The following is a 15,054-nucleotide window of genomic DNA, read 5'->3' as shown; positions in this document are numbered from 1 at the left end:
TTATGTTCTTAAACCTACAAAATAAGGTATACTAGATGAATACATAAAGGAGGCGGCTATGGAACTGTTCAAAGACAAATATACACCGGTACTCATTGATCGGATCGGTGATCAGATGCGTCAATTCTATCCTGAGTTCAATACGCAGCAATTCAAGGAACTGGTGTTTGCTGAAGGCTGGGAAGCGCTGGAGTTCAAGGCAAGGATTCGCCGAATTACAGAATCTTTGACCCGAGCACTGCCAGCGGACTATGAAAAAGCATTACATATCCTTGAGCAGGCAGCGCCTCAGCTGCGAGGTGTTGAGTATCTTTTTGTGCCTGATTTCATTGAATTGAATGGGCTTGCACCAGAAAGGTACGAGCTGTCGATGAGGTATCTTACCGTATTTACACCTTATTCTAGTTCCGAGTTCGCGGTGCGGCCGTTCATTCAGCGTTATCCAAACCAGACAATAAAATATTTAATGGAATGGACGAAGAGTCATGATGAACATATTCGCAGACTTGCCAGCGAAGGTAGTCGCCCTCGTTTGCCTTGGGGAGCCAAACTCGGAGAGTTCATAGTTGATCCTACGCCAGTGCTTCCGATTCTGTATGCGTTGCGACAAGACGAGTCTCTCTATGTACGAAAAAGTGTAGCCAATCATCTAAACGATATCTCCAAGGATCATCCCAATCTTGTTCTTGATCTCGCTCAAGTATGGCAAGGTCAGCATCCCCATACCGACTGGATCATCCGGCATGCAAGTCGTTCGTTACTGAAGAAAGGACATCCCGCTGCACTGAGCTTGTTCGGTTACCACAAGCAGGAAGCTGTTCATATTGAGAATATGAAGCTGGAACAGGATCAACTGGTCACAGGTGAGGATCTTCATTTTTCATTCGATGTGGTCAATCGTAGTGGTGAACCGCAGATGCTGAGAATTGAATACGAGATAGGTTATATGAAGGCTAACGGCAAACAAGCACCCAAACGCTTTAAGTGCTCTGACAAAATGTATCCCGAAGGCCGCAGCACCGTCAGAACAAAACAATCATTCAAACCGATAACGACGCGTAAATATTACGCAGGTCTGCATTCACTTACAATCGTTGTCAATGGACAGGAGACAGAAAGCGTTTCTTTCGTTCTAAAGGTAGACTAATATCTTGAGGATGTGACTCACTTGGTCTGTGTTTTGACCTGTGTACAAGTCATACGAACGAATCACTTATGCACATGTGGATAGATGCAGGAAATGAAGAAGTAGCTGTACTTCTGTACTCGTCAGCAAAGGCCGCCAGGCAACCCCTTCGAGCATTTGCCCGCAAGGTTTGCCAGACGGCCTTTGATATGATCTTACATCCTGTTCACTTAAACCAGCCACGCTTCACAAACCAAGCAACCATACATCCACCAAGAACAAACATTAGCAACAAGACAGCGGCATATCCATATTTCCACTGAAGCTCCGGCATATAAGCGAAATTCATGCCATAGATACCTGCTATCAAGGTCAGTGGCATAAATACCGTTGTAATCACCGTCAATGTCTTCATAATCTGATTCATCCGGTTCGAGTTCAGCGAGATATAGCTGTCGCGAAGATCTGAGGTCATCTCGCGATCCGCTTCGATCATGTCCGTCAGTTTGAGTAGATGATCATAAATATCTGTAAAATACGCGGTATGTTCCCCTGTTCGCTGCACATGCTGCGAATTGATGACTCGGTAGAGCAGATCACGCATCGGAACGACAGTGCGCCTTAATTTTAGGAGTCGACTACGCAAGTCGAACACCTGATTCATCAGTTCTTCCACCGATTCCTGACCACCGCGATTCTCCAGTTCAGCCAGCTCATCCTCAATGGCAAATAGCGCCGGAAAATAATGATCAACCAGTTTATCCATCAATGTATAGGCTGCTGCAACCGGTCCTCTTGCCCAGACCGTGCGTTCATGAGCATGTTTCAACAGTCGTTCCCAGGCCTCGTCTACTTCTTCCAATGGTCCATGATGATAAGATACTAGAAAATTCTGCCCCAAAAACAGATCTACTTCCTCTGCCTCGAGCGTGACCGGATGAAGCGCATGTAACACGAGAAACTGCAAATTTTCATAATAATCCAATTTGGGCCGCTGCAATACATGTAGACAGTCTTCAATCGCAAGCGGATGAAAATGAAAATAGGTGTCCAGCAGCTGGCTCTCTTCTTCTGTAGGCTGGTTGAAATCTGCCCATACCCATGCATAATCTTTTAGGTCAAGCTGCTCAAGTGGCATGTTTACAGTGACTTGGTGCTCCCGGGTAATGGCAAGTGTACGAATCATGGATCAGACCACGTCCTTGTCTCTTATCGATGTTCCCCCATTATATAACATACAACATCCCGGTAAAATCAGTTTACTTGGCGTGAAAACAAAAAAAGCCAATCTGGTTGGCTTCTCTCATTTCCCTATCCACAGTCCCCTGTATCCACAGGAATTATTTCTTTTGGTTTATCATTCCACGGATGGCTATCCACATATTCAGCCTGTCCACACATTCATGCACAGGCAATTCTACTTATCATTGATTAATTGTCCACATATCCCGATATTCACATCGTTATAAACAGGTCTTTATCGTACGTGCCTATTTTCTAGCGACGTGCTTGACTCGGTTGTTGACAACTTTTTTAGTAAATAATCCAGTAAAGCAGCCCAGCAAGTACAGCCGTGATTGGAATCGTAATGAACCATGTCACAACAATACGTCCAGCAACTCCCCATTTAACAGCTGAGAAACGTTTAGCCGAACCTACCCCCAGAATCGCGGATGTGATCGCATGTGTTGTACTCACCGGAAGATGCAACAATGTTGCTGAGAAAATAACGGATGCAGCAGAAAAATCGGCAGCAAAGCCGTTAATCGGTTCGATTTTGAAAATTTTAGTTCCCATCGTTTTGATGATCTTCCATCCACCAACCGATGTTCCCAATGCCATAGCTGTCGCAGCAGAAATTTTAACCCATAGCGGCACATCCAGATTATCCTGTACTTTGGCTGCAACGAGCGCAAATGTAATGATCCCCATCGCCTTCTGTGCATCATTGGTACCGTGAGTGAACGCCTGTAGTGCTGCCGTGAAGATCTGCATTGTACGGAAACCCTTATTCACGTTATGTGGACTGCGCTTGGCAAACACATATTTAAGAATAATCATCACGATATAACCTATGGCAAAAGCAATCAGAGGTGATAACAGCAGACCTGCCACGATATCTGTGAATCCGCTCCATTTTAATTTGTCAGATCCTGCTCCAACAAACACAGCACCCGCGAGGGCTCCGATCAACGCATGTGAAGAGGAAGAAGGAATCCCGAACCACCAGGTCACCAAATTCCATATGATCGCGGCAATCAAGGTGACGATGACGACCTGCACCCCGTTATCGAGCTTGGTGGGGTCTGTTACACTCCCCCCAATAGTCTTCGCAACGCCCGTAAACATCATCGCACCGACAAAGTTCATCACAGCTGCCAAAATAATGGCGCGGCGCGGCGTCAGTGCACGCGTGGATACCGAAGTTGCAATGGCATTAGCCGTGTCGTGAAAACCGTTGATGAAGTCAAACGCCAGTGCCAGGAAGACGACTATACCTAATACCCAAATCGTTGTTTCCATTATTCTCTGGCTCCTTAAGAATTACGCATGATGATGGATTCAAGAACGTTCGCAACATGCTCGCAAGCATCCGTTGTTGTCTCAAGACGTTCGTAGATCTCTTTGCGCTTAATCAATTCAATCGGATCAGACACTGTAGCGAAGAGATTCTTGATACAGTTACGCAATACTTCATCGCCTTGGTTTTCCAGATCATTCAAACGAATCGTATATTCACGAATCGCCAGCAATTTTTTCTGGGACAGCAAATGAATCGCCTTCTGAATTTCATAAGCCGATTGGCGTAAAATCTCTGCAAATTGAACGATAAATTCGTCCGGTTCAACCAATTGGTACATATAGAAACGAGAAGCTGTTGCTTCGATACCGTCCAATACGTCATCAAGTGTCGTTGTCAGTTCCATAATATCATCGCGTTCAATCGGCGTGATAAATGTTTTATTAAGTTCAGTAATGATCGTGTGCACGTAATCATCGCACTTCGACTCGTATCTTTTCATTTCATTAGCAAAAAGAGTCACATCCTGAAGGTTGGAAACATGCTGGGAGAAATAATCAGCTGCTTGAACAACTGTATCTGCCATGTTCTCCAGTGTTTCAAAAAATATATCCTTCTTCTTCTTAATCTTCATAGCTCTATCCCCTCTTCGAGAAATTGCGCTGATAACCGATGAAACATGAAATGACAACCTTTGATATCTTATCACATTTGTTTCATAGTTTGTACAAAAGACGCGATCCTTTTTTATATTCTTCTCATATTAACCTGAAATGAATCTTAATTATTTGGAATTATGGCAAAATCAGACTCAGATTTTACATTGCGTTTACAAACGGAGAAAATTGTTCCGGAAGTCCATGTTTTTTTTCATTTCCATCACTACGGTGTCAGCTTCACATGATCGGCAAACTGGGGATCATTCGGAACAATATTAATGAAGGTCTTCCCTGGTACAAGATTTACCTCACGTCCATCCTGCACAAAACGGATAATATCCCCTTTCTTTCTCACCCATTGCCCGCGAATCATCTTGCCCTTCTGAAACAACATGGCCTCACCACCGCGATCGAGATTAACGGATATCCTTCCTACATCATCAAGCACCTTATGATCTGCTCCAACTACAATAATGTTTGCGGCGCCAAGCTGACTGCCATTACCTTGATCTACATCTGGCTTCCCATTCACCATTCTCATATATCGTCCACTAACATCATCATATTCATACTCCACTTTATAACTATCCAATAAATACTGAATACCAAACTGCTTCACGCTCTCCCCCGTTGCCGTAGATCCTGCCTCATCAAACTTGTACACAGGAGACTTGAACTCATGACTATATCCTTTCTTGTCAGCTCCTTCTCTAAGCTTGTCCACAGATGTATATAAATTGTGCGGTGCTTTTCGGTCTTTAGAACGCCAGAAGTAAGGGCCGCTATTCGAGATTTCATCCATATGCTGTTTCTTTTGATTCTGTAAAATAGAATATGCCTCCGTACTTCCCCCTGCATGTATAAGTACTCCGTCATAACTTTCGCCCAGTTCAATCAGATACGGACGAATACTACGTATAGGACCTACGGTCTCAGCACCGCCTTCACTCTGGAAAATCGCAATGAAACGGGTGATACCCCCTTCTGCAAGTACCTCAATGATAATATCAGCAGCGCTTAATCCAGATTGAGGCCGGGCTGCAGGTGCATTATTAATCATAACGGCCAACGGTCGTTGAGTAGCAGGACTCTCGACACCAAGTCCGGTGAAAGGTGCTGTAATAGTAGGAGCTGTTGGCTCCTGGGCGACCTGCTCTTCCTGAACAGGAGCAGGTGCTGGCTCCGGCTGGAGAACTTCGGCAACCTCCTTATTCTGGCAAGCTGCAAGACTTATGGCAAGAAGGCAGATCGATGCTGACGCTACGGCTTTATTCCAAGAAAAAGATTTCAATATAGAACCTCCTGAACGATATGGCTGACTCGGTGCTGCACTTTTATGTGACATACCTCTCATACAGACAACCATTTCACGTATTTCTTTCCATTTAATCATAATGGTTCCGTTTTGTCTGCGCCTGAAAGGCCTTGTCTGAGCACAGAAATCACTTTTGAAACATTGAATCGGAACAAAAATATGTCCTAAATGTGAACTTCTCAAACCTTACTTAAAATTTAAAGTAGATTGTGATTTTTATCACAAACAAAACCACCATCGGAATATACAATAAAGACATCAAAGGTGATCACTTAGAAAAACAAAAAAACAACACACACTAGATTCCATAAAGGAGTGGTTTATATGTTCAGCTTCAACCAATGGCTTAGAGAAAACAAAGTGGCAATGTGGATTTTAACAATACTTCGGGTGTATATCGGTTACGACTGGATGACTCACGGGTGGAGCAAATTGACTGGCGGTTTCCAAGCTGGTGGCTTCCTCGCAGGAGCACTTGAAAAAGCAACAGGCGATCACCCAGCCGTTCAAGCATGGTGGGCAACGTTCCTTGAAAAATTCGCAATCCCAAATGCCGGATTGTTCGACTTCATCATCCCGCTCGGTGAATTCCTGGTAGGTCTGGGACTTATCCTCGGATGCTTCACAACACTTGCAGCACTGATGGCAATGGTCATGAACTTCGCGTTCCTCTTCTCGGGTACAGTAAGCACCAACGCACAACTGGTTCTGATGCAAATCTTCATCGTGGTAGCTGGCGCAAATGCTGGTAAAATCGGTCTGGATCACTGGGTACTGCCTTACCTTCGCGGATTGTTCAAGAAGAATGCAAGCTTTCATCCAACAGACACACCAACCATCACACCGACTAAAAAAACAGCTTAACCACTAACACTAGATAACAGTACATCAAGTCCTGCTCCCTTGGAGCAGGACTTTTTTATTTACGCAGATTCACCTCAGCTGAAGAGTACCCCCTTGCTCTCTTGCTCACCTGCCCTTCCCATATTATGATGGATATAAAGTCCATTTTAACAAAGGAGTTTCCCATGCCCATTCAACGCCGTCTTGAAACTGACGCCGATTTTCAGGAAGCTATGACCTTGAAACATAAAATCCGGGTATTCAAAGACAATCACCAGATTGATTCCGGTGGCATTATTATCCGTTTTGATGAAAATACAGTTGTGGTGCAATCCAGTGTCAGTGAACTCGCCTACCACTCTCGCTCCGCTTGTGAATTGTTTGAGATTCGTAAATAGTTCTATGTCTCCTGCATGAGAGCGATTGTAAACTACAATTATATCCATCAGTGGTTCAGCCACTGATGCAATCGAAAAAAGGTTCCCGCAGTCATCCAATGGACTGCCAGGAACCTTTTTTAACTAATGCATGTATGTTGTGATTATTTCATATCCCACGGATATGAACCTTGATTGATTTACTCTGCTACGAGTGATATGTCGTCTCCGAACTGCCAGCAATTCAAACTCAGCGTGCCACAGGAATACGATTGAAATAATCGCTTCGCCGTGCGAGACATATCTGCTGTGCCCATAGCGTAGAACAATGGAGCCATATGTTCCATACCGTAGGACGGAACCGCCGTCCGGGCATGAGGCGCTTTTTTACCATATTGAAACAATTCTCTTGTATTCCATTGCTGCAGACGCTCATCAAGCCAGTCATCAAACTCCATGGCCCAGTCCTGTGGCTCGTTATCCTGTGCAATCATTCTCAGATTATGAACCGTCCCACCACTACCGATGATGAGCACATTATCATGTCTAAGTTGTTCCAGCATGCGTCCAATATCATATTGTTCCTGCGGGGAACGCAGAGAGTCCACTGACACGGCAATCACTGGAATGTTAGCTTCAGGATACATATGCAGCAGCGGCACCCATACACCGTGATCGAGTCCTCGCCCACGCACAGGCCGATGTGGCAAGTTGCTGCGGGAAAATAACGCACAGATCTCGCTCGCAATATCGATCTGTCCAGCTGCAGGATACTGTATCTTATACATAGCTGGGGCGTATCCGTAAAAATCATGCAAAATCTGATGGGACTCATCCATCGTCACCGAAGGCTCGGGACAATCCCAATGAGCGGTAAAAACAACGATTGCCTTTGGAGCTGGCAGCCTGTCTCCAAGCTCGTTCAAAAATTGAGTGTAGTCACTGCTCTCCAACGCCAGAGTGGGAGAACCATGTGCAATGAATAGTGCGGGTAATGTCATTGCTGCCAACCTCCAGACACGGATAGGATGCTTACCTCTCTATTTTACCTCGAAGAAGGCGCTTTTCCAAGCTAACACCCGTGACTTTTCGCTTAGATCATCCAGTGCTGCCAGTTTTCTTCAATCTTCTGCCGCTCTCCTAGCCATTCCCGGGTACGGGTGATTAATTGTTCACGCTCTTTGCCCGACGAAAACGTATGATTGCCCTGGAATATAATTTCCTTGTCGCAGCGTCCTTCCTGACGCATCCAGAAGACTTTCTGATAGAGGAATGCATAATCTACAGGGATAACCTCATCCGAAGTACCGTGCACAACCAGCACATCGCCTCCGAATTTCACTGCCTCCTGGAATGGCTGGTGTTCTGCCAGTGACTCGAAGAACTTGGGCGTGAATTTGTAACCCAAATAATCAGCAGCACCTGTTCTAACACCCTCATCATATACATCCCGGCCCGTAATCTTCACAATGTCGTTAAACGGATAACCCACTGCCGACCACATAACCAGATTTTTCACACGTTTATCACGCACAGCAGTCAACAGCGCAACAGCTCCGCCTAAGCTATGTCCAATCAAGGTTACACGTTTAGGGTCGACATCGCTGCAATTCACAGCATAGTCCAGCACAGAACGAGTTTGAAGCACCATAGACTCCAGTCCCTCTGCTCCGTATTCACCGCTACTCTCTCCGCAACCGATGTAATCAAAACGCAGCACCAGATATCCGTCTTCAGCGAGCTCACGAGCTGTCTTCACAAATAATCGATCCACCCCGATTCGGCTTCCCACAAAGCCGTGGCAGATGATTGCCAATGGGACACGTTGCTGACGTGTCTCCTCTTTAATATCTTTTACAACCGGATAATGAATGGTCGCAGTTAACTCCTCTTCCCCGTGACGGATGCTGATCTGGCGTTCCATATCGATTTCCCCTTCCCATGATAAACCTGTAATCCGTTTCTTGTTCTATATTCAACGCTCAATCGTTAATTGTATTTAATCCGATGAGTTTAGTGTGTATTAAGAAGATATTAGTATATTATCATCCCTCCACCCGCAAGTCAACGCGAGAAATGAAGCTTTTATTAATGTGTAGTTGTTCTTTCTAGTTGTTCTCTTTTCAAAACGCCATCCTATAAAAAAGAGCCTAGCTGCATTCAGCTGGCCCCGACATATTTACGGTTTACCTTCGGTAAAGGAAGATTCCTCACATCTTATTCGTAGCTTCTACGGAACATCGCATGTGTCTCGATTCGGCCATTCCATTCATGCTGCTCACCCGCATCACCGCTGTCCCAGAAGCTCTTGCCCTGCCAATTGTCATCGTTCAGCTCTTCGCTGAATTCCGTATCTCCCATTGCTTCGTCCATCGGTACCACTTCATCCAGCACACCACGAGAGTTACTATTGAGCAACAGCTTTCGCGTTAAATCAGATTGCTTATCCATAGTTGAGCACACTCCTATCCCTTAGTTCAGTTTGGAAATGCTACTATTGTGATGGATTAAGCAGTTCTTTATTCATGGTTCACAGAATCGTTACTTCTCAGACCACATCATGTATAATCAGCCATGCATAGGGGAAAATAAAACCAAATTTACAGCTGTTTCGTCCCGTATCCCTTTCCTGAAAGGAATGAATACTCATGGCATATCTACTTGAATGGATTCAGCATCATGGAAAACTGGTGCTCTTATGCACTTGTGTTGTGCTAGCCTGCGTCTGGCTATGGGTACACCACAAGCAGATATTTTATAAGGAATGACTTTGCGAATCAGGAGCCCTTCCCGTATACTAAAATACCGTCAGGGTCTTCATGGATATGGAAGATCAGAACGTGTTAAGACAGGGGGAGCAATCATTGGGGATTTCCTATAAAAAGCTGAAAGAAATACAAAATCGGCAAATCACAGAGATGAGCCGCATGACACCAGACAATGCAAAATTGTATAACCAGATCAGTGCCATCGCAAGGCAGTCTCCAGCAGACCAGAAAACGCAGGAAGAATGGATTCTCTCTGCAGGGAAAGCTATTGTACAAACACAGCAAGAGAATAAATCTGCCCGAGAACTATATGGTCCCGACCTGCAACAGGCTGTTTATGCCCAGCTCGGATTAAGTGATACATACTCTGGCTCAACGCCCAATCCGGGTACACAGACAGATGCCACAAGAGAAAACACGCGAAAAAGTACGGATTCTGAGAAAAAACAAACCCATCCGTCAAAGAATTCCAAAGCCACGGAGAAGTCCACTAAAAAATCAAAAGCTGGCTCTGAACAGTCTGCTGACCTTGCGGAAACACCCAAGCCTGTGAAACGCACGCCTAAGTGGTATGTGATGATTGCTTGGGCTGCTATCTCCGTTGTGCTATTCATTCAGGGCTGTGCTGGTCTCTTCTTTGGCTGGACAGATGGCAATACCGAACCTTTTGAGCATATCAGCCTGTTTTCTCTCATCATTGCCGCTGTAGGCGGGATTGCACTGGTGGAGATGCTCCGCCGATTAGCAGAACGGCCGGATGACGAGGGTGCGGACAAACATGTAAAGCCCAAGATCAACATTCGAGGCATCGCCATCTATATAACCGTTGTTGTGCTGGTTTTATTTGTCGGTTACCCACTACGAGATAAACTCCCTGTGTTTTACATGGCTCCTTGGTTAAGTGCTGTCATCGGCATCGCCGGACTTGTTCTGATCCGCCCTCTCTTCGGACAAAAGAAGCATAACTAAACGGAAATCTGTTATGGATGGATGTCTATAAGCATCTGCTCCAGTACTAGGAAGTACAACTCCTCAGGGACCCATGGGTCCCTTTTCTTATTTCGAGATCTAGTCGTCTTGATGGCGGGGACTTCGCTCCAATTCGATCTGTTTGCGCAGTTTCATGCCTTTGCCTGGTGTTTCCCCGAATTCACGCTTGTACATACGGATAAAGTAGTTCACTTCCATTCCTACATTCTCTGCTGCTTCCTTCACACTGGCCTGAGGATGATTGTTCAGCCATTCTAGTCCCTTTTGCAAGCGCCAGCGTTGCATATACTGATGTCCAGTCACCCCATAATGCTGGTGAAATAGACGGTTCAAGTGTTGAACAGAATAACCTACCGCATTAGCCACATGTTTCAATAACAGATCATCTTGATAGTGAGTCTGCATTAAGGTGATTGCCCGATTAAGCCCCTCTAGGCCAGCGTCCGGGGTATCCTCTACACGCGAACTCGTAGCCCCATTTTGTTGCGTAGCCTCTTCCGACCCTGTCATAGGTACTACATCAGCCATAGCCCGGGTTATATCCAAAATAAGTTCATATATCAGAACCGATGTGCTCCATATCGACATTTTGCCCTGATCCAATGCCACCCACAACGCTGTCATACGCGACCAGATCTTGTCGAATCCGGATAAAGTACAGGGCTCTTCTCGGAGTATACCCGCCTCCTGAAGCACCGATGCAGCTGATTCACCACCAATCCCGATGTAGGCAAGCTCCCCGCTCACTTTCGACTGAGGGATAAACTCATGGGGAATTCCTGGCTCTAGGGCAAACAATTGTCCTCCCCCCATAACCCATGTCCCTTTTCCAGGAATTATGAACTGTCCTCCACCACCGCGTGCCAAAAACAACTGGTATACTGGAAAACCATCCGGTCTGTGCAGCCCTCTCTCTCCCTGCGTACCCACACCGTACAGATACAGAGGCATTCGTGAATCCGGCTGCCCCGTCAAACGAAATGCTAACATTTCATCCTTCCTTTCGGCTCATGAGCTATTTACCCTATAACTTCTATTATCCATGGTTTAATCCATCTCCAGCAATGGTCTAAGGAACTCTTTTGGATGTTATACATCTGGTAAAATAAGGTCATTTTTCACGACAATGGTCATAGTCACGATTCGTTTCTCATCATAAAACGAAAAAAATCTTTCCAGAACGGAAAGATTTTTTTCATTCATATTATGAAATGATTCCTTTTCAGGATTACCCTTGTGTAGGTGGAAGGCCCTCATTTTGTTCCTGAACGGGTGGTAGTGCCGCAGGAGCCTTTTCGAGCTTGAACGGTTCCGAAGGATTCGAGATGGCATTTCTATTCGTTGTTGAATTCGAAACGACGGATTGAATATATACCGTGTACTCTTCACCTTCCACCAGATTAGCGCCCGTTGTATCTATAGCTGCGGTATTTAATGTCAGTTCTACAGCTTTCGGTTCTCCAATCTGAAAATTATTGTTAGCGAAAGCAGTCGTTGGATCAGGCGTGCCTCTTCCTTTAACAATAAACAATCGATAGACTGAAATCCCTGTTTCATTGGATGGTTTGATGAACGTTAACTTGTAACTCGCCTCTGTAGTAGTACTTGATTTTTGCTGGGCTGTAATGAACGCGGCTTGAACAGTTTCTGCTGCTGCACTCATACTAAACTCATTCGAAGCTGGTGACAGGCTGGAAGCACGAGATGTACTATCCGATACGGACATAATAAATACTCTATATTTCTTGCCCGCTTCCAGGGAGCTATTGTTAATATCCCGGTATCCTTCACTCAGTGCGAAATTCGTCCCAGCACTACTTTTACTCAGGTCATTATAAGAGTTAATATTCATTGCTGTATTTACCGTGAAACCAGGCACCTGATCCACAGGCACGATGAACAAGCGATATTTGGAGATGCCTGCTTCATTCGGTGCTTTGGTAAAATTAACAATGATGTCCGAAGGGTTCCCCACTTGTTGTCCCTGACTTTTAACATTTACATTCACATTGCCTACTGCTGCTACTGCCGATGTAGCAGATAGTTTAATGATGCCGGATGCGGATGATAGTGCGCCAGACTGAGATGAATTATTATTTACCGCCAGTACGTATACCCGGTAATCCACATTTTCACTGATTAAGCTACCATCTGTTGCTCGAGCATCACTTTCCAAGGTAAATGTCTGATTACTTCCGGTTTTACTTCTATACGTATACGCCCCGTTATTTAACGCTGTGTTAAGATTAAAGCTTCCTGCAGCAGAATTTTTTACAACAAACACGCGATAGTGATTCACGTTCGTCTCATCTGCTGGTCGGTTAAATGTCACCCGCAGATCACTGCCATTCCCATTATCGGAGACATCAGCCGCACTCACATTGGTCGGTGCCTGAAGTGCTGCATTTGGCGTCAATGTAATCTGGGACGATGAAGAGGATAGAGCATTTTGGCTCCAGTTCCCATTATTGCTTACGGATAGAACAAACACCCGATAAGACACGTAATTGGAGATTCTATATCCGTTGGTATCCACTGCATTGCTCGAAAGGGTTACGGACAAGTTACCGCCTGTTTTATTGACTTGCGTGTAATTATTCGATCCATTGGCAGCGTTCAGATCAAAGTTGCTACTATTAGAAGGCACTACAAACACACGATAATGGGATACATTGGACTCATCCGTTGCTTTCGTAAATGTTACACGCAGATCAGATCCATTCCCGTTGTCTGCAATATCTGTAACCGACAGGTTACTCGCTACACCAGCGTTGCGATTAGATGCCAGTCTCAGCACGTTGGAGGAAGTCGACAAAGCATTAGCATCGTTGTTCTGATATCCTGTAGCCATCACATAAATACGATAATCCTGGGAATTCGTGATGTTGTATCCACTTGTATCCTTCATATTTGAAGGTAGTGTCACCGTAAGGTTATTCCCTGTTTTGTTTACGGTGTAATACAAACTGGAAGACAGATTGCTTGCTGTATTCAGGTTAAAACTGCTCGATAACGTATCGCGTACAACAAACACACGATAGTTCGCTACCTTAGACTCATCCGTTGCACGGTTAAAGCTCACCTGAATATCCCTTCCGTCACCATAGTCCGCCACATCTCTCACTTGTGTAATAACGGGAGCTGAAGCTTTATTGTTGGATAGTGTCAAGGAAGACGAGGCCGATGACAGTTTATTGTCCATGGTGCTATTCGTGCTGACAGACATAATGAAAACTACATATGACGTCCCCGTTTTAAGCAATTCGCCGGAAGTATCCCGTGTTGAAGAGCTCAACTGACTTTTAACCGCAGTAGAATTCCCTTTATAGATAATCGTCGAATTGGTGCTGGATACCTTGTTAGCAGCGTCCAGATTAAATGATGATGCGGCATTAGCTTTGACAACAAAGGCCCGGTAATACGTAATATTTGAATTGCTGCTCGGTTGTGTGAATTGGATCTCCATATCCCTGCCATCACCATAATCGCTGACATCTGCAATACGTAGACTTGTAACAGGTTGTACGGCATTACGCGCATTACCCAGTTTTATATTCTGAGAAGAAGACGCTAATGTGTTTCTATAGTTATTGTTGCTGTTACCTACAGTAAGTACATAAATTCGATATGTTTCATTCTCGTTCAGCAGATCTCCGTTAACGTCTCGTGTTTGAGCATTGAGCGTCAACTTCGGATTGGTTCCGTTCGGATTAATTGAAGTATAATTTGCCGAAGGTACTGCAGCAGCAGTGGATTCCTTAAAGCTGCTCGTATCCTGAGTTTTCACAAGCATAATCCGATAAGCAGATACGTTTCTCTCTGAGGATGCACGTGTGAAGCTGACGGTCAGATCACGTCCATCTCCGTTGTTTCCAGATACTGAACCATAGACATTCCAAGCGGAAGGTTGATAGTCGTCAATTGGCGTTTCAGGTGTAGGCGTAGAGTTAGACATTGTTTTAATATCTACACGCTGATAACGTGAATTCCAGTAGACTTTTTCCCCAAATGCTTCACTCACAAAACGGATCGGAACCATAGTGTTGCCTTTGATTGTACTCGCTGGCACATCCAGCTTATTCAGTTTTCCGTTGATATACGCATTCTTGGAACCAAGTGTTAATGTAACTTTCTGGTCACCACGGGTTGCAGTAATCACTTTCGTCTTATTGCTGTATTTTACATTAGCATCCAGTCCTTCAAAAATAGAACGAAGTGGAACGAGTACACGTCCTCCCTTCATTACAGGTGCTTGATTAGATGGCAGCACCTCATCGTCAATATAAATGCTGATTCTTGCTGCAGCGTCCATGACAGACGTTGGTAGTGAAGACATGAGCATGGCTGATACAGCCAGTGCCGACATCACCTTTTTCACTTGAAATCCTCCCGCTTTCCTCATCAACCTATCCCCAATCTTCCATTATTATTTCTCACATTTTGATTAGCTGTACC

13 protein-coding genes are annotated in these 15,054 nt (G+C 44.9%); 4 read left to right on the top strand and 9 right to left on the bottom strand.

Annotation, left to right across the window (positions count from 1 at the left end; translation table 11 throughout):
* Nucleotides 1-58 precede the first annotated feature (58 nt).
* Complete coding sequence (locus PQG66_RS23150; RefSeq protein ID WP_272040194.1) at nt 59-1,147, top strand: DNA alkylation repair protein; 1,089 nt, start codon at nt 59-61, stop codon at nt 1,145-1,147.
* 205 nt (nt 1,148-1,352) lie between these two features.
* On the opposite strand, the gene corA is transcribed toward PQG66_RS23150, so the two are convergent.
* From corA to PQG66_RS23130, 4 genes are all read right to left on the bottom strand, one after another.
* Nucleotides 1,353-2,312 carry a magnesium/cobalt transporter CorA gene (gene corA, locus PQG66_RS23145; RefSeq protein WP_272040193.1) on the bottom strand — a complete coding sequence of 320 codons (960 nt, stop codon included), beginning with the start codon at nt 2,310-2,312 and terminating at the stop codon, nt 1,353-1,355.
* A gap of 347 nt (nt 2,313-2,659) precedes the next feature.
* Nucleotides 2,660-3,649 (bottom strand): inorganic phosphate transporter, encoded by a 990-nt coding sequence (locus PQG66_RS23140; RefSeq protein ID WP_272040192.1) that lies wholly within the window; start codon nt 3,647-3,649, stop codon nt 2,660-2,662.
* Between the two features lie 14 nt (nt 3,650-3,663).
* Nucleotides 3,664-4,281: a DUF47 domain-containing protein gene (locus PQG66_RS23135; RefSeq protein WP_272040191.1), complete on the bottom strand. Its 618-nt coding sequence runs from the start codon at nt 4,279-4,281 to the stop codon at nt 3,664-3,666.
* A gap of 248 nt (nt 4,282-4,529) precedes the next feature.
* Nucleotides 4,530-5,597, bottom strand: coding sequence for a DUF3048 domain-containing protein (locus tag PQG66_RS23130; protein ID WP_272040190.1), 1,068 nt, complete (start codon nt 5,595-5,597; stop codon nt 4,530-4,532).
* A 348-nt stretch (nt 5,598-5,945) separates the two neighbouring features.
* Here PQG66_RS23130 and PQG66_RS23125 point away from each other — a divergent pair, with 348 nt between their 5' ends.
* Entirely contained in the window at nt 5,946-6,485 is a 540-nt protein-coding gene (locus PQG66_RS23125; RefSeq protein ID WP_272040189.1) for a DoxX family protein, read from the top strand.
* 164 nt (nt 6,486-6,649) lie between these two features.
* Nucleotides 6,650-6,862 (top strand): hypothetical protein, encoded by a 213-nt coding sequence (locus PQG66_RS23120; RefSeq protein ID WP_272040188.1) that lies wholly within the window; start codon nt 6,650-6,652, stop codon nt 6,860-6,862.
* Between the two features lie 179 nt (nt 6,863-7,041).
* On the opposite strand, the gene PQG66_RS23115 is transcribed toward PQG66_RS23120, so the two are convergent.
* The 3 genes from PQG66_RS23115 to PQG66_RS23105 form a co-directional block, all read right to left on the bottom strand.
* Nucleotides 7,042-7,842, bottom strand: coding sequence for a DODA-type extradiol aromatic ring-opening family dioxygenase (locus PQG66_RS23115; protein ID WP_272040187.1), 801 nt, complete (start codon nt 7,840-7,842; stop codon nt 7,042-7,044).
* 92 nt (nt 7,843-7,934) lie between these two features.
* Nucleotides 7,935-8,765 (bottom strand): alpha/beta hydrolase, encoded by an 831-nt coding sequence (locus PQG66_RS23110; RefSeq protein WP_272040186.1) that lies wholly within the window; start codon nt 8,763-8,765, stop codon nt 7,935-7,937.
* Nucleotides 8,766-9,058: 293 nt separating this feature from the next.
* Nucleotides 9,059-9,292: a hypothetical protein gene (locus PQG66_RS23105; protein WP_272040185.1), complete on the bottom strand. Its 234-nt coding sequence runs from the start codon at nt 9,290-9,292 to the stop codon at nt 9,059-9,061.
* A 413-nt stretch (nt 9,293-9,705) separates the two neighbouring features.
* On the opposite strand from PQG66_RS23105, the gene PQG66_RS23100 reads away from it, so the two are divergent.
* Nucleotides 9,706-10,578: a hypothetical protein gene (locus tag PQG66_RS23100; RefSeq protein WP_272040184.1), complete on the top strand. Its 873-nt coding sequence runs from the start codon at nt 9,706-9,708 to the stop codon at nt 10,576-10,578.
* Nucleotides 10,579-10,677: 99 nt separating this feature from the next.
* Here PQG66_RS23100 and PQG66_RS23095 read toward each other — a convergent pair whose 3' ends face one another.
* Nucleotides 10,678-11,589, bottom strand: coding sequence for a helix-turn-helix transcriptional regulator (locus PQG66_RS23095; protein ID WP_272040183.1), 912 nt, complete (start codon nt 11,587-11,589; stop codon nt 10,678-10,680).
* Between the two features lie 238 nt (nt 11,590-11,827).
* Nucleotides 11,828-14,977, bottom strand: coding sequence for a copper amine oxidase N-terminal domain-containing protein (locus tag PQG66_RS23090; RefSeq protein WP_272040182.1), 3,150 nt, complete (start codon nt 14,975-14,977; stop codon nt 11,828-11,830).
* Nucleotides 14,978-15,054 lie beyond the last annotated feature (77 nt).

The organism is Paenibacillus sp. JJ-100 (assembly GCF_948329825.1).
Classification (GTDB): Bacteria; Bacillota; Bacilli; order Paenibacillales; family Paenibacillaceae; genus Paenibacillus.
This window is presented reverse-complemented; position numbering and strand designations above follow the sequence as displayed.